The following is a 21,427-nucleotide window of genomic DNA, read 5'->3' as shown; positions in this document are numbered from 1 at the left end:
CCGCTCAGGCCGGGTGTTCGGACTCCGCCGACAGCACGGGCACCGGCGGCGTCGGTGTCTCCATGAGCGGCATGAGCGTCGGTGACAGCGCCCGCAGCAGTTGTACCGCCAGCGCGCTGGTGAACACATAGCGCTCGGCGTCCGCGCCGCCCACATAGGCGGTAAGCGTCCCGAAGAAGCGGTCGCCGATCAGGAACACGAAGGTCGCCGAACGGCTCACCACCTGCTCGCTCACCTTGTGGCCGGCGCGGTCGAAGCGCTGGATGCGGTGATCCCCGGTGCCCGTCTTGCCGCCCACCGGCACCACCGTGCCGTCGGCCAGCGTGAAGGCGCCGGCAATACGTCGGGCGGTGCCATGGGTGGCCACATCGATGACCGCATCGCGTACCACCTCGGTCAATTCCACCGGTAGCAGGCGCTCGCCCTGGGGGGGCGTGTGTTTGAAGCGGCGCTCGTACGGGGTGTCGGCGGCGAAATGAAGCTCGTCGAAGCGCACTACCGGCAGCTTCACCCCCCCGTTGACGATCAGGCCCATCAACCGGGCCAGCGCCGCCGGCCGGTCGCCCGAGCTGCCGATGGCACTGGCGTACGAGGGCGTCAGGCTGTCGAAGGGGTAGCCCAGGCGCTGCCAGCTGCGGCCGATGGCGATGAAGGCTTCCACCTCCAGCAGGCTGCGGATGCGCACGTCCTGCGCATTCTTGTGGCGGGTGCGGAACAGCCAGGTGTAGACCGCCTGGCGCTGGTCCACGCTGGCCTCCAGGCTCTCGGTCAGGGTGGCCGCGGGGTGTTCGCTCAGGTAGCGCACCAGCCACAGCTCCAGCGGGTGGATGCGCGCCAGATAGCCCTGATCGGGCAGGTTGAGTTCGGCGGGGTCGAAACGCTTGTACCAGCCGGCAATGCGCGCGTCGTCCAGCGCAGCCGAGTCGCCCACGTAGGCGCGCAGCTGTTCGCTGTAGTCGGCCAGGCTCAGGTCGGGCCGGATGCTGCGCAAGGCGGCCGCAGCGCGCTTGGGGCTGCCGGCGGACTGCATCAGCAGATCGCGACGGGCTTCGGTGGTCTTGCCCGCGTACTTGCGATAGAAGCCGCTCAGGAAGGTGCGCCCCTCGCGGTCGGCAAAGCGCGACAGGTAGTAGGCCCGGCGCGGGTCGTCCGCATCGCTCACGATGGCCTTGTCGGCCGCGGGATTGATATGGATGTAGTACTGCACGATGTCGCGCATCATGCGGATGAAGGCCAGATTGATCGAGTGGCGCAGCGCCTCGCGCACGGTCACCACCCGATCGTCGTCGCGGCGGTTGAAGTTGCCGAAGTAATGCTGCCCGCCGCCGGTGTAGAACGGCTCTTTCGGGCTCGCGGAATAGCTGCGCTCCATGGCGGCGTCGAGCAGGGTGCGCAGGTCCATGTCGGGCTGACGGCGCAACTGCCCCAGGGTCCAGCGGCTGAGCGTGTCGGCGCCATCGGCGGCCTCGTCCAGGGCCTCGGCGCTGCGCCCCGCGTAACGCTGGTGAACTTCGGCAATCACTTCCAGATACGTCACCAGCGTTCGCAGCTTGGCGGTCGAGCCCAGATCGAGCCGGGCGCCTTCGTTGATGTCGAAGGGCTGGTCGTAGTTGTCGGCCTGCACGCGCAGGGCGTTGCCCGCGGCGGTGCGCTCGAAGAGGGTGAAGCTGTAGATCACCTTGCCCGGATCTTCCCCACCGCCGAGCATGCGCTGGCCGTCCAGCCCCGCATCGCGCGCCACGTCCGGGTCCTTGAGCGCCTGCAGCATGTGGATCACCCCCTGCTGCACGCTGGCGTTCAGCGTGGTGGTCACGTCCAGATCGAGCCGGTCGAGGGCATAGAAACTCTTCACGCCCAGCATGTCACTGAGGTGACTGCGCAGCGCCGTGGCGGCCTTGCGCTCCACGAATGAGCTCGATTCGGGCACCAGGGGCGCGGTGTCGAGCCGCATCTGACGCACCAGCGCCGCGTCGCGCAGCTGCGGGGAGATCGTGCCGTCCTGGGCCATGAGGCGCAGATAGCTGTCGGTGAGCGACTCGAGCCGTTCGGCGCCACCGCCCAGATACCAGGCCGGACGGCGCTGGGCGATCATGAGTGACAGCGCGGCGCGAAACAGCCGGCCGCGCTCGCGCACCCTGGCGGCAGAGGCATCGCGAAGCGCGCGGTTGGCGCTGTCGAAATCCATGCCGTACCAGGCAAACAGGCCGTCGCCCATGCCGTTCACCTCGCCGAAGCCCGCCTTGGCGGCCAGGGGCACGGTGTTGAGATAGGCCAGCACGATGGCTTTGCGGGCCGCTTCGGTGTCCGGGCCGCTCAGATAGGCGCGCACCGAGGCCGAGGCCATCTGGCGCAGCTTGTCGCGTTTGGTGGCGGTGCGCCCCTCGGGTGAGTGGCGGTATTTCTCGATCTGGGTGGCCAGCGTGCTGCCGCCGCCGGCATCGTCCTGCGTCATGCCGGCGGTGGTCATGAGCTGGCCGACCACGGCCTGGGCAAAGCGGTCCCACTCGACAGCCGGGTTGCGCTGGGCATGGCGTTTGTCGAGCAGCTCCTTGTTTTCGATGAAGAGCAGGGCGGAGACCAGCACCGAAGGAATGTCCTCGAAGCGGGCGTAGGTGCGCTCCGGGTAGCCGGCGGCATGCAACACCCGGCCGGCTTCGTCATGGATGCTCAGACCGGTTCGGTCTTTTTCCCGAAAGGCCGGGTAGAGACCTTCGTCGCTGAGCTGGTTCATGCGCGCCGACACGCGGGCCGACTCGGCCACTTCGAACCCCCGCGCCTGAAGGCGCTGGCTGAAGTCGGCAATGTGGGTGTAACCGGTGCGCTCGTCGTAGGGCCCGACCGGTGCAGTCAGCACCGGGGCATCACCCGGCTTGAGCGTGAAAGACAACTCGTCACCCAGCTCGGACAGGTAGTGCGCCTGCAGGCGTGAGGTACGCATCTCGTCCGCAACAAACCAGACAAGCAAGCCGATTGCGGTCAGAACCAGAGTGATACGGATGAGGCGGAACACAGTGCAGCTTTGCAATCGGGAGGGTCGGCCGACCGGGGACCCGGCCATGCGAGACACATGCTATGCGTTCGCTGTGAGCCTTGCAATCGTCCGCCGGCGTTTCAGTCGAATTCTTACGTTTTGCGGCGCAAAGAACGATTTTTCGCCGTTGCGTTTGAACCCGATGCGGGTGTTCATGGCCGCCCGATGCGCTCAGCGCGTGGTGAAACCCGCCTCTTCCACCGCGCCGCGAATCTCTCCTTCCGAGAGCATGCTGGTGTGCTCCACCCAGGCCGCGCCGGTGGACATGTCCACCTCCGAATGGGAGATGCAGGGCAGATCCTGAATGGCATTCATGACCGTGCGCAGGTCGTCATCGGTTTTCAGGCCGTCGATGGTGAATTCGGTGGTGGGCATGGGGTAGTCCTGAATCGCGTTCGTCGCGACCACCTTACCGTAATCGGCCGTGTCACGCAGGATGTGTCCGGTGACGCCACAATGCGCCGGACGGTGGGGCCAAGTAGTCGCCGAGAGCACGACGCTGAAGAATCCCGCCATGTTGTTGGCCAGCGCCGATTGCCACACGTTGAAGGGTGTCATCCGGAGAATCGGGCGCCGATGTAGACCTGCAGGAATCGGTTTCTCAGACGCTTGAGAGACCAATTACGGCTAACAGGAACGTCACGCATGAAATCAGGCAGATGTATCCGAAGCGCCTACGCCACGGGCGTGGCACCTCGTCTCGGCATGCGAAGAACAGTGAGGCCCCTCCGAGCAGGATCAAAAGCACCCAACCCTTGAACCAGAACACAAGCATCGCGAGTAGACACAAGGCACTGCATGAATTGAACAGCATACCGTGCCACTCAAAGGGCTTGCTCAAGCCCACCAATACCGCACGATGTGAAAGAAGATCGGCGCCGAGAAGCTGATCGAATCGACCCGGTCGAGCATGCCGCCGTGGCCTTCGATGAGGGTGCCCCAGTCCTTCACGCCCCGGTCGCGCTTGATGGCCGAGAGCACGAAGCCGCCGAAGAAGCCCACCATGTTGATGGCCAGCGACACCAGCGCCGCCTGCCATACGTTGAAGGGTGTCATCCAGTAGAGCGCGGCGCCCAGGGCCGAGGCGGTGAGCACGCCACCCACCAGCCCTTCCACGGTCTTGGAGGGCGAGATCGCCGGGGCCAGCTTGTGCTTGCCCAGCAGCTTGCCCCACACGTACTGGAACACGTCGCTCGACTGCACCGTGAGCACCAGGAACAGGATCAGCTGCGCATTGCGCCCCTCGAAGCCGGGGATGTCGAGCGTGAGCAGCGCGGCGGCATGCGAGATGCAGTACACGCAGATCATCAGCCCCCACTGCACCTTGGCGGCGCGCTCGAAGAAGCGCTCGGCATCGCTGCCTAGGGTGGCGGAAATCGGCAGCAGCAAAAAGGCGTAGACCGGGATGAGGATGGAGAACATCCCGTACCAGTCGATACCGATCAGGAAGTACTGCGCCGGCAGAAAGAAGAAAAAGCTCCACACCAGCGCCCGGTGGTCGCCCCGCCGGGTGTGGGTGATCGAGATGAATTCGCGCAGCGCCTGGAAGGAGATGAAGGCAAACAGCGCGATGATGCCGCCGTCGCCGATCCAGAAGGCCAGCGCCAGCACCGCCACCATCATCCACCAGGCGTTGGTGCGGGCATTGAGGTTGTCGATGGTGCCGGTGTCGGCGCCCACCGGCAGGCGCAGCTTGAGCAGCGCGGCAATGCCGCTGGCCAGCAGCAGGGCGCCGAACACGGCGGCAAAGACCATCATCTGCAGTTTTTCGGTGCTCATCGCAACGTTCATCGTCCTTTCCTTACGCTTCCGGCGGTGCCAATGCGATCAGTGCTCCGCGGGCGCGTGCCAGAAAGGCGTCCTTGGCTTCATCCGGGGCCACGGTGATCGGGTGGCCGAAGCGCAGCGAGCACAGCAGCGGAATGGGGATCACCGCGCCCTTGGGCATCACCCGGCCCAGGTTGTCGATCCACACCGGCACGAACTCCACCCAGGGCAGCGCCTGCGCCAGGTGGTAGATGCCGCTCTTGAAGGGCAGCAAGGCGTCGCCGGTGTTACGCGTGCCTTCCGGAAACACGATGAGCGAGTCGCCCGCGCGGATGGCCTCGGCCATGAGCCGCACCGGGTCGGGGCCCTGGCGCTCTGGGCGGCGATCGATCAGCACCGCGCGCAACACCTTGTTGATCAGCCAGCGCTTGAGGCCGCTGGTGAGCCAGTAGTCCGCCCCCGCCACCGGCCGGGTCTGCGCCCTCAAGGCCGGGGGCAGCGCGGCCCAGATAAGCACGAAGTCCACATGGCTGCGGTGGTTGGCGTAATACACCCGCAGGCGCGGCACCGGCCCCTCGCCCTGCCAAAACGAGCGCATGCCGGTGATGAGCTTGGCGAGGTTGCACAGGAAGCGGGCCGTAAAGCCGGCGAGGAAGCGTTCGATCATGAGCCTTCTTGTTCTTCGTTCAGGGCCACAGCGCCCAGGCCGTGGCCAGCAGTTGCACGAGCAGACACAGCGCCTGCCTTCGCAGCAGACCCAACGCCCCGCCGCGCCGCCCGGCCAGCTCGGTGAGCACATCGGCCGAGCGCGGTTTGGCGCGCCCCACCCGGGCATCGAAGTCGATCAGCGTCTGCATCACGTCGGCGCCATCATGCCAGTGGCGTGCCCATTGGCGAAAGACCCGCGCGTCGAAGAGTGCGCGGGCGCCATACCAGAACACCCCGGCACCCCCGGCAATGGCAATCAACACGATCACCACGTTGGCCGCACTGGTGTCACCGCGCCATGCGATCCAGTCCAGCAGCAGGCTCGCGCCCAGCAACAGCCAGCCCAGCCGCAAGGCATCCGCCGTGCGAGTCGCCAGCTGCGCGGCCTGTGTCTGGATGGACTCAGCCTTCGCCACGATGAAACCGCTCCAACACTGTCCGGTGTTCGGCACCCAACACCACCTGAGGTCGCCCCTGGCGCACCGTCTCGATGGCCTCATCCACACTTCCCGCCCGGCCGCTGTGCAGCAGCCATGCTGCTACGGTCAGGGCACTGCGCGAGTAGCCCAAGGCACAGCACACCAGAATGCGCCCGGCCTTGGCGTGCAGGGCTTCAAGTGCCTCGGCCGCCCGGCGCAGGCTGGGCAGATCGGGCGTGGTCAGATCGAGCATGGGCTCGCTGTGGTGGTGTTCGGCACGGGTGAGCGGATGGAATTCTGCGGTCAGATCCAGCAGGGCGTCGAAACCCCCGGCCGCCAGATCGCCGCGACCCGGATAGCGCCCGATCCACACCTGTTCGGTGATGGCATCGGCCGGCGCCTGACCGCGCGTCCACAGGCGGCTGTTGATCCATGCCCCCAATCGGTAGGGGGCCAGCAACCAGCGGCTGGCGGTGCTGTGGTGGCCATCATGCTTCTGGAAGCCTTCGGGGCCGACCCAGGCGTAGTTGGCCGCCACCAGCGCCAGCGCCGCCGCTGGCCACAGGGCCAGCCAGCCCCAACCGCCGATGAACGTGAGCGCGAGACAAGCGAGGGCGCTGATCAGGTAGTAGAGCGCCAGCCTTGGCCGCGTGACCGTCTTGCCCATCGCCAACCGCAGCGGCGACTCGCCCCGGTCGGGCCACAACCACAGGCACAGCAGGCCCACCAGCGCCCCGGTGGGCAGGTCGAAGAAATGGTGTTGCCAGGTGGTCAGCACCGAGGCGGCCACCAGCAGCGCCCAGCCGTGCCACACCCAGCGCCAGGCGGGCGAGGCGCGGCGCACCAGCACCCACCAGATGATCACCAGCAGGCTGATGTGCAGTGAGGGCGCCTGGTTGTAGGGCAGGTCGAAGCCCGCCAGCGCGTCGAACAGGGCGCCGAACATGCCCTCGCTGGCCGGCTTCTCGCCGGTGAAGCGCAGCGGAAAGGCCACGAAGCAGGCCACCGACACCAGTTGCGCGGTGAGCAGGCGCAGGCCGTGGTGATTCACCTCGCGCGGCGTGCGGCAGGCCAGGAAAGACAGGCCGTACATCAGGTCGATGGACCAGTAGGGCACGATGGTCCACGGGAGAAAGGGGATGGCCGACTCCCAGCCGAAGACGATGCTGTCGGTCACCCCGCGTCTGGCTGCCAGCTGGTTCGCCCAGCCGTAGCTCAGGAAGAACAGCGGCGCGAGCAGCGCCAGCCAGGCGAGGCTGTGCTTCCAGCGGATGGGGCCCCGCGTCGTGCCAGTGGCGCTCATTTTGCGACGCGGCGGGCCAGCGACACGGTGAAGATGCCCCACTCGTCAATGCGCTGGTCGATCTTCTCGAAACCCGCCTCGCGCACCAGCTGGTCCATCTCCGCCTGGGTGCGACGGCGCATTACCCAGGCCTCGCCCTCCCGGTGGCTGGTGAGCGCGCGGGCGATCATCTCCAGCTGCGGGTGCCACGGCTGGCCGGTGTAGATCAGGTAGCCGCCGTCCTGGATCGCCCCCGCCATGCCCGCCAGCGAGGCGCGGATCAGGTCGTTGTCGGGGAACAGCTCATACAGCCCCGAGACGATGCCGATGGTGGTGCCCGGCTGGGCGCTGGCCACCGACTCGGTATCGAAGGCGTTGCCCTTCACGAAGCGGGCAATATCGCCCATGCCTTTGGTTTCGATCAGCCGGCCGCCGTCGCGCACGTTGATGTCCGAATAGTCGCGCAGCAGCACGCTGCCGGGCCGCTGTTCGCCCTGGCTCAGGGCGTCGAGCACATAGCGGCCATGGCCGGCGGCAATGTCGAGCACCCGTACGGGCTTGTCGTCGGCGCGTACCCGGCGCATGGCGTCCTTGATGAGCGCCTCCAGATTCAGCTTGCGCTGGCGGATGCCGCGCCAGCCGATGGCGTCCAGGTAGTTGCGGTCCACCATGCGGCCGATGGGGCCGGCCCCCTTGGCCTCGTTGCGATACACATAATCGAGCGTGCTGCCCGAATCGAAGCCCGTGCGCTGGCCCAGCGACACCCCTTCGGACACCATGCCCGCCCAGCCCAGGCCCTTGCGGTACATCTTCCAGTACCAGCCGCGGAAGCTGCCCTCGGGATAGGGCTCGGCCAGCGTGCGGGCCTCTTCAAAGGTAAAGCCCTGTTTGTCTGCGTCGTTCAGGTCCACCGCCTCGGCCGGCGTGTCGAACTGGCGCAGGATGAAGCCGCGCACCAGCCCCACCGCGCGGTCGCGGTCGGCTTCGCCCAGGGTGTCGTGAAAGAAGCCGTCCAGCACATGCTTTTCCTTCACGCTCGAACCCAGCCGCTCGAAAAAGTCGTGCTGCGGTTGGTGCTCCACCACCCAGTCGGCGCCCGAGATGAGCATCTGAGTGGGAAGGGTGATCGCCGCCGCATCGGCCACCACCCGCTCGGCCGCCTCATACAGGCCGAGCAGGATGTTTACCGAAATCGGCCGGGTGATGAGCGGGTCGGTGTCGTAGCTGGCCTGCCGCGCCGGGTCGTGGGTGAGGAATTTCGCCTTTACATAGCTGTTCACGAAAAAGTTGCCGCGCAGCTTCTGCATGAGCCGCAGGCCCGGCCGGGCGAAGGGCACATAGAGCTTCACCTTGAAGGCGGGCGAGGCCAGCACCAGCGCGCGGATGCGCGGCGCGTAGTCGTGCGCCCAGGTGCTCACCAGCACCGCGCCCACGCTCTGCGCCAGCACCGCCATGTCGGCGTGCGCCACGCCGTGGGTGTCGCGGATGTGATCCACAAAGGTCTGCACATCGCGCACCGAGGTGCCGAAGCTGGGCGAAAAACCGCGCTCGCCCGGCGAGCGGCCATGGCCGCGGGCGTCCCAGGCAAACACATCGAAATCGGGCAGGTCCAGCTCATCCACCAGATGGCTCATGCGGCCGGAGTGCTCATGCCCGCGGTGGAACATCACCACCGCACCGCGTCGGCTGCCGGTGGCCGGCCAATGGCGGTAGAACAGCTCGACGCCGTCATGGGTGGTGAAGTGGTGTTCGCTCACCGGGCGTTGGGTCGGGTAATCCATGAATTTGATCCTTTCAGTAGACGAACGGGCGCAACTCAGCGGGCAGCCACTTCGGCCAGCCCGGCGCGCACTCGGTTGAAAATGTTCAGGCAGATGCCCAGCGCCATCAGCGGCATCAGCCAGCCCAGCCACGCCGGCAGGCTGCCCGCCGACCCCAGACACAGGCCCAGGGCGCCAAACACGAAGGCACGGTCGCTCTTGCCCACCGGCCCGTCGTAGCGGCGGCTCGCCCCCACCATCGGCCCCAGCGCCCCGGCCATCTCGGACACCGCCGACAGCCAGATCACCAGCCCCACGCCCAGCGCGCCAAACGGGCTCACGAAGGCAAAGGGCAGATACAGCGCTGCGTCGGAAATCACGTCGGTCAGCTCGTTCAGGTAGGCACCCAAGGTGGATTGCTGCCCGTGCTCCCGCGCCAGCATGCCGTCAATGGCATTGAGCGCCATGCGCAGGAACAGCCACACCGGCAACACCAGAAAGGCCACCGGTGCCGGTTGGGCCATCGACAGCCACAGACCAATCGCAACGGAAATGAACATCGCCGTCAGCGTGACGGCATTGGCAGTCACCCCGGCGGCCGCCAGCCGCTGTGTCAGCGGCCGCAGCAGGGCCTGGAATCGGGGCTTGATGTCATAGATGGACAGCATGGGTGTCGTCTCGTGGTACGGGTAGCGCCATCATAGTCAGCGGTGTACCGGGAGGCGATACCGATGTCATTGGGTATCGGAATTTGATGCTTGGGGTGGATCGGCGTGGGATTGGTGGCGGCAAACGAGTCTTTACAGCACATATGTCGCCTTATGTCTAAGTGCTACTTCGAAGGCGTTATTCAATCGCTGCAGCTATTGATTTGCACCCGCCTCGAAGCTGACGTTTAAAGTTTGACTTAGACATCGTTGCTCTTTGCCTGCCGCTCAGGGATAAACCCGCGAAAGGTTGTCGTACTTGAGACGCAAAGCAGTGAACTCTCGTGCTGAAGCAACGGAAATGTCGGGTTCACCAAATCGCTGGCGGAGCAATCGGTCGAGTTCGGATTCGAATTTCTTCAGCTTGCCTGAGTCCGCAGGCTCTTCATACACGATCATAAGATCAACGTCATGGTAGTGCTTTCGCCGTATGAAGGAGCCAAAGGCAAATACTTCTGTTCTTGTCGGCGGGTCGGCCATTCGACTTAGTTGCTTGAGGTCCCCCATTCTTCGCTCGCGATCGGCTCGAAGCAAAAAGTTTAAGTACTGGTCCCCGCTCAGATTAATTGCACCCATGAACTCACCGAGCATAAAGAGCCCAATTCCGCGCTCAATACACAGCTCTTTCGCCGAATCGGAGTACTGGCCGGCGGGGCTTGAGCAGATGATCGCGTTAACCGCGGGATCGACCTCAAGAACGCGCTCTAGCGTGTAGTCGGTGAAGTAGTAGGTATTAGTTACGAAGACCTTGAGTTTTCGTCCGTCTCGGAGTTCAACAAACATGGTGCCGCGATTGATCTCTTGAAGATTCGCTATTGCACTGTGGCCGGAAAGAAATTCTTCGACGAACTTCTTGACCGTGTTGTATCGGAACTCCAGTTCTTCTTGAGCGACAACTTGAGGAGGTGGCGAGTCGATACCAAGTCGCGTCTTGACAAAATGATCAAAGCCTCGCGGGAACAGCTTGTAGTCGTTGATCTTTTGATCAGTTAAACAGTTGTCTTGGAACGCATCGACATGAATCTTGTACTCAAGCATCTTAGGGTAGACGTCCCACGGATATGGGAAGTTTCGCTTGTTGCCTTCTATGAGAGCAATGATTCTTTGGTTGTTTGGGAGAATCGTATCTAGGCAACGCTTCTTCCAAACCTTCAGGCCGTCGCCGCCTAGGCCGCCAAGAACGCTTTCTGAGTACGGGCCGCATTCTCGGAACAGTGCTGCGTTCTCTTCGAGAAGATCATTGACTTCAGTCAGAAGGGCGCGCTCGTCTTTGATACTTGGAACGGAAAACAGCGACGTGATCTTTCTCGCGTGCGCGGTCTTCCAAGATTGCATCTCTTCGACACTGAAGCGCCTGTCCAACTCGTCGACCACCTTGTGGCACTCCAGGCAGAGCATGATGAGGTTAGGGATCCCATCCCTATCAATGTGCTCCGCAAGTTCATGATCGCTTCTCGGGCCAGAGCTTCCATGCCCGATGATGTGCGCTACGTTCGCAAGGCTTACCGACTCCTCTGCAACTTCCCGAAAGAGTGGCTTGTTGCAGGATGGGTTTTGACAGAAGCCACCACACTGTGCCCAAAGCTGCCGGGCAGTATTGAGTGGAATCGACTTTCGCGTGATGGTCATCGGGTGTGAGGTGCTGGGTGCGGGTGGCGATGTCTAACTTGAAAGTAAGGGGCTGCGCTCTAGCTCGCGTAGGGCGCAATAGCCGAAGGGCATTGCGCCGCATGAGGCTCCATAGTGCCTCGGAGCAACGTTCGGCGCAATGCCCGATGGTTATTGCGCCGAATGGCCGCCCATGGTGCCTCGGAGAAACACCCGGCCCTACGCTCGAAGTCGCCCTCAGCACAGCCCTTGTCTCGCGCCCCAGTAGTCCCCCCTGACACCAAAAGAGAACTGAGCAAGAACCACCGCAGGATCGTTCTACCGGTCGATTCGGGTCCGTCCGTAAGCTGAATGCATCCCCAATCGACGAGTAAAGGAGAACGACATGAATCCTTTCAAGACCCTGCTTCGCACCACCCTGTTTGCCCTGAGTTTTGCGTGGTGAGTGCTTCGGCCGCCGGTGGCGACACCGCTGACGAACGGACCGTGTACGGCCCCGAATCAGAGAAGACCTACATTGGCCCGGCCGACTATTTCACGGCGATTTGTCGTGAGCGCGGTACCACGAAGCGATCTCGAGCCTCAGCGACCTGTTGCCGGATGACACAGGCCTCGACATGGTCGTTGACCAGGCCCATGGCCTGCATGAAGGCGTAGACCGTTGTCGGGCCGACGAATTTCCAGCCACGCTTCTTCAGGTCTTTGGCGAGTGCGATGGCCTGGGGCGCGGTGCTGACCGTTTGGGGTTCGGCCGCTTGGGCGGGGTCGATCTCGAAGCGCCAGAAATACGCGGCCAGTGTTCCGTGCTCGGCCTGCAGGTCCACTGCCCGGCGGGCGTTGTGGATGACCGCCTCGATCTTGCCCCGGTGGCGCACGATGCCTTCGTCTGCCAGCAGGGCGTCGCGTCGGGCGTCGTCAAAGCGTGCCACCTGGTGAAAATCGAAACCCTCGAAGGCGCGCCGGAAGTGCTCGCGCTTGGCGAGGATCGTCCGCCAGCTGAGCCCCGACTGAAAGGCTTCGAGGCTCAGCTTTTCGAATAGCCGGATGTCGTCGTCGACCGGGAAGCCCCATTCCCGGTCATGGTAGGCCTCGAATTCGGGCGCAGCGGCACACCAGCGGCAGCGTGGCTGGCCATCCGTGCCCGCAATGAACGGTGGCGTATCACTCACGATTGCGCCTCCGCGACTCCACCGCGCTGGATCAGCGTTGCCATGCCGTCGGCCATGAAGGCGGGTTCGGCCGAGTGGATCTGCACGGTGACCACGTCGTGAATCACGAACGGATCCTGCGCCAGTCGGGCGTCAATTTCGGCGCGTACCCGAGCGGCGGCAAGCACCATCCCGCCCTGGCCTTCGTCGAGCGAACCGGCCATGAGGAAGCATCCATCGGCGATGCCGGTTTCGATCCATTGGCGGTGTTCGGCCATCCATTGGCCAGCCTGCGCCCGGTTGGTACCGAAGCGCAGGAAGATGACGAAAATCTTGAGGTCGTTGTCGTTCATGAGGACTCCTGGCGCGTCAGTGAGAGGTTGATGAGGCAGGGTTCAGTGAGCTGATCCACGCTTCGAGCAGGGCGACTTCCTGGCGGATGAAGGCCTCGTCGTCGAAGGCATTGGCCAGGGTGGCGATGCCCTGGCTTCGGGAGAGCAGGTGCATGGCGAGGCGGTCCGCCTCGTCGGCCAGACCCATGGCGTCGAACTGGGTGCGGAGCCAGGCCCTGAATTGCGAAAAGATCATGCCTGCATCGTCCCGGGACGGGTGCTTGAGCTTGGCAAGCTCGGTGCACAGCGTGCCCACGGGGCAGCCATGACGTTGAATGTTTTCGCGATTGCGGACCAGCATCTGGACAAAGCAGCCGAGACGACCCTCCGGCGTGTCGGCCGCACGCGTCCAGGCATCGAGCATGGCCTGCGTGCGCTGCGAGCGGAGGCCGATGACGGCCTCGAGGATGTCGTCCTTGGTCTTGAAGTGATAGTAGAAATTGCCCCGCGAGAGCTGCACCGCGCGAGCAATGTCTGCAAACGAGGTGTGTTCGAAACCGCGCTGGTAGAACAGGGCGTCTGCCGCCGCGACGATACGCTCGCGGGTATCGGGTTCGACGGCGGCCGGGTCAAGTGATTCGCTCATGACTTGCTCGATGGAATCGTGTGTTCCGGATGCTATAGGACAACTGTCCTAATAGGCAAGTGTCATGAGCTGGCGCCGTCGAGGATCATCGGGACGCGCGCACGAGGCCCCCAGGTGGCGGGCACGCGCCAACGCGCAGAGCAGCAGGGGATACGCAGAGGACCAAGGGAAACAGAGGCCAGACCACGGTTGTCGGGGAAGCAGAACGTCAAGTCGACATTCGTCCCCAAGAAAACCGTTGTCTGACCCTAATGCTGTTCAGTTAAGCGAATCCGAGCCTTATAGACGGGTCCCTCCCTCCCCTTAAAGGGGAGGGTTGGGGTGGGGATGGGGTGAAACTGGGCAGCTCAAACCCCATCCCCCTCCTGACCTCCCCCTTGAAGGGGGAGGAACCGTGCCTTAACTGAACGGCATGACTGTCTGACCCCTGCTGTCTCTCAGCTCAATTCAACCAGCAACTCCTTGGCCTGCACGGTCTCGCCCGGTTTCACATGGATGGCGGCGATGGTGCCGTCTTCCGGGGCGGTGAGCAGGGTTTCCATCTTCATGGCTTCGAGCGAGAGCAGCGCGTCGCCCTTCTTGACCTTCTGGCCCGGTTTGATCGACACGGTGGCGATCATGCCCGGCATGGGGGCGCCGACCTGTTTCGGGTCGCCGTCCTTGGCCAGCGGGCGGGCGGTGCCGGTGCCCTGGAGGCCGGCCTTGGCGACACGCACCGCGCGGGGCTGGCCGTTGAGTTCGAAGAAGACCTTGATCTTGCCCTCTTCATCCACGGTGTCCGAGCGGCCGGTCTGGCGGATGACCAGGGTCTTGCCCTTGTCGATGTCCACCGAGATCTCGTCCAGGTCCGACAGCCCGTAGAAGAAGGCCGGGGTGGGGATGCGCGCCACATCGCCGAACTGCTTGCGGTGGTGGGCGAAGTCGGTGAACACCTTGGGGTACATGAGATACGAGGCCAGGTCGGTGTCGGTCACCTGACGGCCGATGGCCGTCTCCGCCTTGGTGCGGGCGGCGTCCAGATCCACCTCCGCCAGGGTGGCGCCCACGCGCCCTTCCACCGGCTGGGCGCCGCGCAGGATCCGGGCTTCCAGGTCCTTGGGGAAGCCGTCCGCCGGGTAGCCCAGTTCGCCGCGGAAGAGCTGCACGACGGATTCGGGGAAGTCGATCTCCCGCGCCGGGTTGCGCACGTCGGCCGGGGTGAGGTCGTTGGCCACCATGAACAGGGCCATGTCGCCCACCACCTTGGAGGTGGGGGTGACCTTGACGATGTCCCCGAAGAGCTGGTTCACATCCGCATAGGCGCGCGAGACCTCCGGCCAGCGGTGCTCCAGTCCGATGGCGCGGGCCTGCTCGCGCAGGTTGGTGTACTGCCCGCCGGGCATCTCGTGGTTGTAGACGTCCGAGGTGCCGGCACGCATGTCGGCCTCGAAGGGGCTGTACTGGCGGCGTACGCCCTCCCAGTAGTGGGAGAGGCTCTGCATGGCGTCCAGGTCGAGGCCCGGGTCGCGCTCGGAGCCGGTCAGCGCAGCGGCGATGGAGCCCAGGTTGGGCTGGGAGGTCATGCCGCTCATGGCATCGAGTGCACCATCGACCGCATCACACCCGGCCTCGATGGCCGCCAGCACCGAGGCGGCGGCAATGCCGCTGGTGTCATGGGTGTGGAAGTGGATGGGCAGCCCCACCTCCTGCTTGAGGACGGTGACCAGTTCCTTGGCGGCGCGCGGCTTGCACACCCCGGCCATGTCCTTGATGCCCAGCACATGGGCGCCGGCCTTCTCCAACTCCTTGGCCAGATTCACGTAGTACTTGAGGTCGTACTTGCTGCGCTTGGGGTCGTGCAGATCGCCGGTGTAGCAGATGGCCGCTTCGCACAGTCCGCCGGACTCGATCACCGCGTCCATGGCCACGCGCATGTTCTCCACCCAGTTGAGCGAGTCGAACACGCGGAAGATGTCGATGCCGTTCTGCGCGGCCTGCTGCACGAAGTAGCGCACCACGTTGTCCGGGTAGTTGGTATAGCCCACCGCATTGGAGGCGCGCAGCAGCATCTGGAAGGGGATGTTGGGCACCGCTTCGCGCAGGCGGGCGAGACGGTCCCACGGGTCTTCCTTGAGGAAGCGCATGGCCACGTCGAAGGTGGCGCCGCCCCAGCATTCCATCGAGAACAGCCCGGGCAGCATGCGCGCGTAGTGCGGGGCGATGGCCAGCATGTCGTGGCTGCGCATGCGCGTGGCGAACAGCGACTGGTGCGCATCGCGCATGGTGGTGTCGGTGAGCAGCACCTGCTTGCAGTCGCGCATCCACTGGGCGAAGCGGGTCGGGCCCATCTCCTTGAGGTAGTCGCGGGTGCCCTTGGGGATCTGGGTGCGCAGGTTGAGCGTGGCTTGATGGGTTTGGAGAGCGGCAGCGCCGGGGCCACGCGGCCCTTCATCTCCGGGTTGCCGTTGATGGCCACTTCGCCGAGGAAGCGCAGCAATCGGGTGGCCCTATCGCGCCGCTTCTGGAAGTTGAACAGCTCCGGGGTGGTGTCGATGAAGCGCGTGGTGCACTCGCCCGAGCGGAACAGCGGGTGGTCGATCACGTTCTCGAGGAACTGCAGGTTGGTCGACAGCCCCCGCACGCGGAACTCGCGCAGCGCCCGGTCCATGCGCGAGGCCGCCTCGTCCGGCGTGTGACCCCAGGCGGTGACCTTCACCAGCAGGGAGTCGTAGTACGGGGTGATGACGGCGCCCGAATAGGCCGTGCCCGCATCCAGGCGGATGCCGCCGCCGGCGGCGGAGCGATACACCGCGATCTTGCCGTAGTCGGGGGTGAAGTTGTTCTCCGGGTCTTCGGTGGTGACCCGGCACTGCAGGGCGTGGCCGTTGAGGGTGATCTGGTCCTGGCTGGGCAGCAGGTCGTCAGCGCCGATGCGCTTCCCTCGGTGACGCGGATCTGCGCCTTGACGATGTCCACGCCGGTCACTTCCTCGGTGACCGTGTGTTCGACCTGGATGCGCGGGTTCACTTCGATGAAGTAGAACTGTCCGTGTCGTCGTCGAAGAGGTATTCCACCGTGCCGGCGTGGGAGTAGTTTGCTTCGCGCGCCTGGGCGCAGGGCCGATTCGCACAGCTCGGTGCGCTTGGTCTCGTCCATTGTAGGGCGCCGGGGCACGTTCGAACCTTCTGGTTGCGCCGCTGCACCGAGCAGTCGCGCTCGAACAGGTGCACCAGGTTGCCGTGCTGGGTCGCCCAGCACCTGCACTTCCACATGGCGGGCGCGGCGGATGAGCTTCTCGAGATAGACCTCGTCATTACCGAAGGCGGCGGCGGCCTCGCGGCGGGCCACGTCGATCATCGGCGCCAGATCCGCTTCGGTCTCGATGGCGCGCATGCCGCGCCCACCCCCGCCCCAGCTGGCCTTGAGCATGAGCGGATAGCCGATCTCGGCGGCCATGCGCTTCACTTCTTCAATGTCGCCGGGCAGCGCACCGGTGGCCGGTACCACCGGCACCCCGGCCTTGATCGCCACCTCGCGCGCGGCCACCTTGTTGCCCAGGGTGCGCATCACCGCGCCCTTGGGGCCGATGAAGGCGATACCCGCCTTGGCACAGGCGTCGGCAAACTCCGGGTTCTCGGACAGGAAGCCGTAGCCCGGGTGGATCGCATCCACATCGTTCTCTTTGGCGATGCGGATGATGTCGTCAATGTCCAGATAGGCCTGCAGCGGCTTCTTGCCCGCGCCCACCAGATAGGATTCGTCCGCCTTGAAGCGGTGCAGGGCAAAGCGGTCTTCGTTGGAGAAGATGGCCACCGTGCGCAGGCCCAGTTCGGACGCCCCGCGCAGCACGCGAATGGCGATCTCGCTGCGGTTGGCCACCAGAATGCTCTTGATCTCTTTCATGTCGTGTCCGTGCCCGAGGGGCGCGCTACGAACGCGACACCTGACGGGAGAAGCTGAGGTCATCACCAGCGACATGCGCACGGAATCAGCGAATACGCTCGAACCCCTGGCAAGGTCGCCACGTTATGTTGTTATGGATGCAACTCGAGTGCTTCGGCCCTGCCGGCCCTGTGGCCGACGCTCACCGGACGGCCTTGCGGCCCGCCGGTGGCTCCCGTCTCCCGAAGCGTTGTGCACTGCATTAAACGCGGAACGGGCACGCCCCTGTATTGGGGAATACCCCGTAAAATTCCCGACAGAATCGTAATTTCTCGAGATTTATTCGTCAACGTCCATGTTCGACTGGCAGAATACGGCGTATCGCTGTCGCGCCCGAGGACCGAGACACCCATGAACATTCCCGCCAACACCTTCAAGCAACGTCTGCTCGCCGGCGAGAAACAGTACGGCCTGTGGCTGGGGCTGGCGCAGACCATCAGCACCGAGATCTGCGCCGGCGCCGGTTTTGACTGGCTGCTGGTGGATGCCGAGCACGGCCCCAACGACCTGCGCTCCATCCTGGCGCAGCTGCAGGTGATCGAAGCCTATCCGTCCCACCCGGTGGTGCGCCCGCCCCATGGCGATCATGTGCTCATCAAGCAGTTGCTGGAGACGGGCGTGCAGACGCTGATGATCCCCATGGTCGAATCCGCCGGACAGGCCGAGCAACTGGTGCGCGCCATGCGCTACCCGCCCCATGGCATTCGCGGCGTGGGCAGCGCGCTGGCGCGGGCCTCGCGCTGGGGGCGCATCGGCGACTACATGCACACCGCCAACGGCCAGATGTGCCTGATCGTACAGGTGGAGACCGCGGCCGGGCTGGAAAACCTCGATGCCATCCAGGCGGTCGAGGGGGTGGACGGCGTCTTCTTCGGCGCCGCCGATCTGGCGGCCTCGGTGGGCTTTCTGGGCGAGGCCGATCACCCGGACGTGGTGCGCCTCATCGAGGACGGCCTGCGCAAGGTCAGCGCCCACGGCAAGTGGGGCGGTGTGCTGTGCGGCGACAAGGGGCTCATCCGCCGCTACGAAGACGCCGGTGCCCGCTTCGTGGCCGTGGGGGTGGACTCGATGATCCTCTCCGGGGCCACCTCGGCCCTGTGCGATGAATTCATCGAACGCACTGCGGGTGGGCCGGTGGCCGGCAGCTATTAGCGCGAGTGGGCAGATGGAAGGCGGTCACGATGCGAAGCAGTGCGCCGGGCCGCCGGCAGTGCTCAAGGGCGCATGAGTCCCTGGGCGCGTCGTGTCGCGATCGAGCGCGTCAGATCGATGTTGTCGATATCGTCGATGGACATGATGGGGGCGAACATCAGGTCGGCCGGTTCGCGCGTCCGTTGCCAGCCGAACTTCATCTCGCCGACGATGCGCATCAACATGACGCGCATCCGCTTGCCGATCTGCGCGTCACTGGCCGGTGTGCCGTCCTTGCGGTAGAGCAGCCGGGCAATGGAGAGCACCGAGGTTCTGGCCATCGGACGGTGAAGCGAGTACTGAAAGCGGAAGTTCTGTGCCCGTGAGTTGATGTCCCGGTCGGTCAGCACGATGAAATAGGTCCGCGCGCTCGCATCGCCCAGTTGCCGGGCCAGCGCGTCGCCCAGCGGCAGATAGTCCTCGGCCGGATACTGGTTCGTGCCCGGCAGGGGCGATGACACGCCCGACGGCGTCCACAGCGAGGCCTTGACCCACAGGCCGGTGTCCGTGGTCAGCTGGCGGGCAATGGTCGCCGCCACCTGTTCCGGGAAACCATCGGTCGGGACGATGTAGAGCACGACCGAGTCGACCGGGCTGGAGGGCACCGTGCGGTCTGATTGGGCAAGGGCCAGCAGGGGAATGGACAGTGCCCCGAGAAAAACCCGTCTTTTCATCATTGCCTCGCTGGGGCTGTAACGTGAGTGGTGACCCGTCACGCGGCGACGGGTGTGGACCCGGTATCGCGACGTGCCCGTCAAGCATGCCTGATGATGTCGTGAATAGTCCATCGGCATTGCGCATCATGGGCAGTCAGGGCACCATGACTTCGGGACCGGCCCGGCTTCGCGTCGTGTCGGCCCCGCAGGACCAGAACACGATAACGGGTTCGTGAAAGGCGCCAGGACCGCTGCCCTGCGCGCCGGAACGCGGCAGACCCGACATACCATCGCCCGACACGGCGAGGAGGAGACAGAATGTCCGGATCACCGGCGACCGAACGGCCGCCCGTCGTGCTGTTGCACGGCTGGGGCGGTTCCTTCCAGCACACCTGGGTGCGGCTCGGCTGGGCCCATTGTCTTGAAAGCAACGGCTTTCCGGTCATCGAGCACGACCTGCCCGGTCACGGCGTGCCCGAGGCCCCCCGCGATCCGCAGGCCTACGCCACCATCCTTGATGACCTCGACGCCCGCCTGGGACACCTCGACGGGGTCGTCGGCATCGGGTACTCACTGGGCGCCAAACTCATGCTCGCCCTGGCCTGTCGACACCCCCACATGTTCAGCCAGCTGGTGCTGGTGGGGTGTGGCGACAACGCGTTCAAACCCCTCGGCGCCAGCGAGCTGCTGGCCCGCGCCTTGCGCGAAGGCCTGCCGCCCGATGCGCCACCTGCGCTGGTCAGGCTCATCGACGACGTGAAAGCGTCCGGGAACGATCCTGAAGCCATGGCGGCCTGCATCACCCGTCCGCAGGAGCACCCGCTCACCGAGGCGCAGCTCGGCGCGCTTCAGGTGCCTGTGCTCATCATCAACGGCAGCCACGATCACTTCGTGCTGCCGCAAGATCGCCTGCTCGCCGCGCTGCCCAACGCCGACACCCTGATGTTCGAGGGTTTCGACCATATGGACGTGGTCGGGCGGCTGGAGGTGGTGGAGACGGTGCTGGCGCGACTGAACCGCTCATTCACCGGGGCGGAATAGCGCAGCAGACGGATTCCGCTGTGCGGCCGTCCGCCACGCATCGAGGATCTGGTGCGCAAATTGCAACGCCTGGAATCAGCACAGTGAAATAGGCGATTCCTGTCGTGTTTGCTTCAAAGAACCCTTCCGCCGCCCGCTCGGCCGTGGCGCCCTCAAGGGCGCAACGGCGTCTTCACGCCCGTGGGGGCCGCCATGTCTGAGTTCTTTTCCGGTGCCGGCGATGAAGACTGGGTGATCTGGAACGGCAACCATGGGCTGGTGACCACGGCGGCGCTGGGCGTGATCGAGCGGGGGCCGAACGGGCGCATGGCCTGGCTGGACGAACCGTTCGATATGGTCGGCCCCTTCGATCTGGACGCGCTTGAGCGCTGCGGCCGCATCGCGTTTGCCGCCTGCATCGTCATGTCCCGTCAGCGCTGGCAGCGCGATCAGGCGGCGTTGAGGCGCGAATCGCTGCATCTGCGGCAGGAGACTCAGCGGCGCACCGAAGCTGCCTTTGCCCGGTTTTCGCAGCGACAGCATCCGGTGCCACCCCCGCCGAGCGCGGACGACCGAATCCACCGCGAGGCGCTGGCGCTACCGCTTACCGGCGCGCTCGGCCGCGCCCAGATCAAGGCCGCCTTCCGTCGTCTGGCGCAGCGTGCCCACCCGGATGCCGGGGGCAGCCATGCGCAGTTCGTGCGTTTGAGCACCGCACGTGATGCCCTGCTCAAAGCAGCCGCATGAGGCACACGGTACGCCGGCCCCCGACACCATCCAATCCGAGCGGATGCCACCATGTCACAGATCATCCAGTTCCCCATCCCCGATCAGCGCGGTCACGACTACGACGCCGATGTCGAAGCCTTGCTCGCCGCCCTTCCCCCCAAGACGCGGGAAAAGATCCGTTTCGAGCTGATCAGGACCATTGATGGATACGGCGAATACTTCACCCAATGGTCGCTGAGTTTCCCCGACGGCTGTGACGAAACGCTGAAGAAGCAGATCTACGACATTGCCCATGAAGAACACGGACGCAAGGTGCGCATGCTCAAGGACATCATGCTGCTCAAGGCACAGGTGCTGGTGGATGACTACCTGAAACGTGGCTGAGGGGGGGCTGTCTTCGCCTGACAGGCCAGTGGCCCGCAGTTCATGATTTGTCGCCAGCGTATATGATGGCTGGAAAACCGATTTGCATATATCTGCGGACGTCCGGCGTGCAAGGGAC

Annotated in this window: 19 protein-coding genes and 1 pseudogene; 4 read left to right on the top strand and 16 right to left on the bottom strand. The window is 64.8% G+C overall.

What is annotated here, in order from left to right:
* Positions 1 to 4 precede the first annotated feature (4 nt).
* From J0W34_RS21420 to J0W34_RS22380, 15 genes and pseudogenes are all read right to left on the bottom strand, one after another.
* Entirely contained in the window at positions 5 to 3,025 is a 3,021-nt protein-coding gene (locus J0W34_RS21420) for a transglycosylase domain-containing protein (protein ID WP_230970140.1), read from the bottom strand.
* 177 nt (positions 3,026 to 3,202) lie between these two features.
* Positions 3,203 to 3,589, bottom strand: a complete 387-nt coding sequence (locus J0W34_RS21415) for a heavy-metal-associated domain-containing protein (RefSeq protein WP_230970139.1) — start codon at positions 3,587 to 3,589, stop codon at positions 3,203 to 3,205.
* Positions 3,590 to 3,868: 279 nt separating this feature from the next.
* Positions 3,869 to 4,822, bottom strand: a complete 954-nt coding sequence (locus J0W34_RS21410) for a phosphatidate cytidylyltransferase (RefSeq protein WP_227817281.1) — start codon at positions 4,820 to 4,822, stop codon at positions 3,869 to 3,871.
* A gap of 10 nt (positions 4,823 to 4,832) precedes the next feature.
* Positions 4,833 to 5,465 (bottom strand): lysophospholipid acyltransferase family protein, encoded by a 633-nt coding sequence (locus tag J0W34_RS21405; protein ID WP_230970138.1) that lies wholly within the window; start codon positions 5,463 to 5,465, stop codon positions 4,833 to 4,835.
* Positions 5,466 to 5,484: 19 nt separating this feature from the next.
* Positions 5,485 to 5,922: a hypothetical protein gene (locus tag J0W34_RS21400; RefSeq protein ID WP_230970137.1), complete on the bottom strand. Its 438-nt coding sequence runs from the start codon at positions 5,920 to 5,922 to the stop codon at positions 5,485 to 5,487.
* Positions 5,909 to 7,228: a phosphatase PAP2/dual specificity phosphatase family protein gene (locus J0W34_RS21395; RefSeq protein ID WP_230970136.1), complete on the bottom strand. Its 1,320-nt coding sequence runs from the start codon at positions 7,226 to 7,228 to the stop codon at positions 5,909 to 5,911. The genes J0W34_RS21400 and J0W34_RS21395 overlap by 14 nt, the downstream gene beginning before the upstream one ends.
* On the bottom strand, positions 7,225 to 8,988 hold the full coding sequence (locus J0W34_RS21390) for a bifunctional alpha/beta hydrolase/class I SAM-dependent methyltransferase (RefSeq protein WP_230970135.1): 1,764 nt from the start codon (positions 8,986 to 8,988) through the stop codon (positions 7,225 to 7,227). The genes J0W34_RS21395 and J0W34_RS21390 overlap by 4 nt, the downstream gene beginning before the upstream one ends.
* A 35-nt stretch (positions 8,989 to 9,023) precedes the next feature.
* Complete coding sequence (locus J0W34_RS21385) at positions 9,024 to 9,635, bottom strand: CDP-alcohol phosphatidyltransferase family protein (protein ID WP_230970134.1); 612 nt, start codon at positions 9,633 to 9,635, stop codon at positions 9,024 to 9,026.
* Between the two features lie 267 nt (positions 9,636 to 9,902).
* Positions 9,903 to 11,303 carry a hypothetical protein gene (locus tag J0W34_RS21380; RefSeq protein WP_230970133.1) on the bottom strand — a complete coding sequence of 467 codons (1,401 nt, stop codon included), beginning with the start codon at positions 11,301 to 11,303 and terminating at the stop codon, positions 9,903 to 9,905.
* A gap of 509 nt (positions 11,304 to 11,812) precedes the next feature.
* Positions 11,813 to 12,451, bottom strand: a complete 639-nt coding sequence (locus J0W34_RS21375; protein ID WP_230970132.1) for a DNA-3-methyladenine glycosylase I — start codon at positions 12,449 to 12,451, stop codon at positions 11,813 to 11,815.
* Complete coding sequence (locus J0W34_RS21370; RefSeq protein WP_230970131.1) at positions 12,448 to 12,783, bottom strand: YciI family protein; 336 nt, start codon at positions 12,781 to 12,783, stop codon at positions 12,448 to 12,450. The genes J0W34_RS21375 and J0W34_RS21370 overlap by 4 nt, the downstream gene beginning before the upstream one ends.
* 16 nt (positions 12,784 to 12,799) lie before the next feature.
* Complete coding sequence (locus J0W34_RS21365) at positions 12,800 to 13,408, bottom strand: TetR/AcrR family transcriptional regulator (protein ID WP_230970130.1); 609 nt, start codon at positions 13,406 to 13,408, stop codon at positions 12,800 to 12,802.
* A gap of 437 nt (positions 13,409 to 13,845) precedes the next feature.
* Positions 13,846 to 15,735 carry a pyruvate carboxylase subunit B gene (locus J0W34_RS21360; protein WP_230970129.1) on the bottom strand — a complete coding sequence of 630 codons (1,890 nt, stop codon included), beginning with the start codon at positions 15,733 to 15,735 and terminating at the stop codon, positions 13,846 to 13,848.
* 260 nt (positions 15,736 to 15,995) lie between these two features.
* Positions 15,996 to 16,199 (bottom strand): annotated as a pseudogene (locus J0W34_RS22385) (hypothetical protein); the annotation flags it as partial.
* The gene (locus J0W34_RS22380; protein ID WP_230970128.1) at positions 16,100 to 17,290 is read right to left on the bottom strand and encodes an ATP-binding protein; all 1,191 of its coding nucleotides are present in this window, start codon (positions 17,288 to 17,290) and stop codon (positions 16,100 to 16,102) included. The pseudogene J0W34_RS22385 and the gene J0W34_RS22380, both read right to left, overlap by 100 nt.
* Positions 17,291 to 17,680: 390 nt before the next feature.
* On the opposite strand from J0W34_RS22380, the gene J0W34_RS21345 reads away from it, so the two are divergent.
* Positions 17,681 to 18,481 carry an aldolase/citrate lyase family protein gene (locus tag J0W34_RS21345; RefSeq protein WP_230970127.1) on the top strand — a complete coding sequence of 267 codons (801 nt, stop codon included), beginning with the start codon at positions 17,681 to 17,683 and terminating at the stop codon, positions 18,479 to 18,481.
* A 62-nt stretch (positions 18,482 to 18,543) separates the two neighbouring features.
* Here J0W34_RS21345 and J0W34_RS21340 read toward each other — a convergent pair whose 3' ends face one another.
* Positions 18,544 to 19,197 (bottom strand): hypothetical protein, encoded by a 654-nt coding sequence (locus J0W34_RS21340; protein ID WP_230970126.1) that lies wholly within the window; start codon positions 19,195 to 19,197, stop codon positions 18,544 to 18,546.
* A gap of 297 nt (positions 19,198 to 19,494) precedes the next feature.
* Between J0W34_RS21340 and J0W34_RS21335 the strand changes: the two genes are divergently transcribed.
* From J0W34_RS21335 to J0W34_RS21325, 3 genes are all read left to right on the top strand, one after another.
* Positions 19,495 to 20,217: an alpha/beta fold hydrolase gene (locus tag J0W34_RS21335; RefSeq protein WP_230970125.1), complete on the top strand. Its 723-nt coding sequence runs from the start codon at positions 19,495 to 19,497 to the stop codon at positions 20,215 to 20,217.
* Positions 20,218 to 20,409: 192 nt separating this feature from the next.
* Positions 20,410 to 20,943, top strand: a complete 534-nt coding sequence (locus J0W34_RS21330; protein WP_227817476.1) for a J domain-containing protein — start codon at positions 20,410 to 20,412, stop codon at positions 20,941 to 20,943.
* A 51-nt stretch (positions 20,944 to 20,994) separates the two neighbouring features.
* Positions 20,995 to 21,309: a hypothetical protein gene (locus J0W34_RS21325; protein WP_227817477.1), complete on the top strand. Its 315-nt coding sequence runs from the start codon at positions 20,995 to 20,997 to the stop codon at positions 21,307 to 21,309.
* The last annotated feature ends 118 nt before the right edge of the window (positions 21,310 to 21,427 follow it).

This window comes from Nitrogeniibacter aestuarii, from assembly GCF_017309585.1.
Classification (GTDB): Bacteria; Pseudomonadota; Gammaproteobacteria; order Burkholderiales; family Rhodocyclaceae; genus Nitrogeniibacter; species Nitrogeniibacter aestuarii.
This window is presented reverse-complemented; position numbering and strand designations above follow the sequence as displayed.

Excerpts from the sequence above, each read along its gene's own strand:
- J0W34_RS21415 (WP_230970139.1), bottom strand. The coding sequence starts at position 3,589 with ATGACACCCTTCAACGTGTGGCAATCGGCGCTGGCCAACAACATGGCG.
- J0W34_RS21410 (WP_227817281.1), bottom strand. The coding sequence starts at position 4,822 with ATGAACGTTGCGATGAGCACCGAAAAACTGCAGATGATGGTCTTTGCC.
- J0W34_RS21405 (WP_230970138.1), bottom strand. The coding sequence starts at position 5,465 with ATGATCGAACGCTTCCTCGCCGGCTTTACGGCCCGCTTCCTGTGCAAC.
- J0W34_RS21395 (WP_230970136.1), bottom strand. The coding sequence starts at position 7,228 with ATGAGCGCCACTGGCACGACGCGGGGCCCCATCCGCTGGAAGCACAGC.
- J0W34_RS21390 (WP_230970135.1), bottom strand. The coding sequence starts at position 8,988 with ATGGATTACCCGACCCAACGCCCGGTGAGCGAACACCACTTCACCACC.
- J0W34_RS21385 (WP_230970134.1), bottom strand. The coding sequence starts at position 9,635 with ATGCTGTCCATCTATGACATCAAGCCCCGATTCCAGGCCCTGCTGCGG.
- J0W34_RS21380 (WP_230970133.1), bottom strand. The coding sequence starts at position 11,303 with ATGACCATCACGCGAAAGTCGATTCCACTCAATACTGCCCGGCAGCTT.
- J0W34_RS21370 (WP_230970131.1), bottom strand. The coding sequence starts at position 12,783 with ATGAACGACAACGACCTCAAGATTTTCGTCATCTTCCTGCGCTTCGGT.
- J0W34_RS21365 (WP_230970130.1), bottom strand. The coding sequence starts at position 13,408 with ATGAGCGAATCACTTGACCCGGCCGCCGTCGAACCCGATACCCGCGAG.
- J0W34_RS21360 (WP_230970129.1), bottom strand. The coding sequence starts at position 15,735 with ATGGGCCCGACCCGCTTCGCCCAGTGGATGCGCGACTGCAAGCAGGTG.
- J0W34_RS22380 (WP_230970128.1), bottom strand. The coding sequence starts at position 17,290 with ATGAAAGAGATCAAGAGCATTCTGGTGGCCAACCGCAGCGAGATCGCC.
- J0W34_RS21345 (WP_230970127.1), top strand. The coding sequence starts at position 17,681 with ATGAACATTCCCGCCAACACCTTCAAGCAACGTCTGCTCGCCGGCGAG.
- J0W34_RS21340 (WP_230970126.1), bottom strand. The coding sequence starts at position 19,197 with ATGATGAAAAGACGGGTTTTTCTCGGGGCACTGTCCATTCCCCTGCTG.
- J0W34_RS21335 (WP_230970125.1), top strand. The coding sequence starts at position 19,495 with ATGTCCGGATCACCGGCGACCGAACGGCCGCCCGTCGTGCTGTTGCAC.
- J0W34_RS21330 (WP_227817476.1), top strand. The coding sequence starts at position 20,410 with ATGTCTGAGTTCTTTTCCGGTGCCGGCGATGAAGACTGGGTGATCTGG.
- J0W34_RS21325 (WP_227817477.1), top strand. The coding sequence starts at position 20,995 with ATGTCACAGATCATCCAGTTCCCCATCCCCGATCAGCGCGGTCACGAC.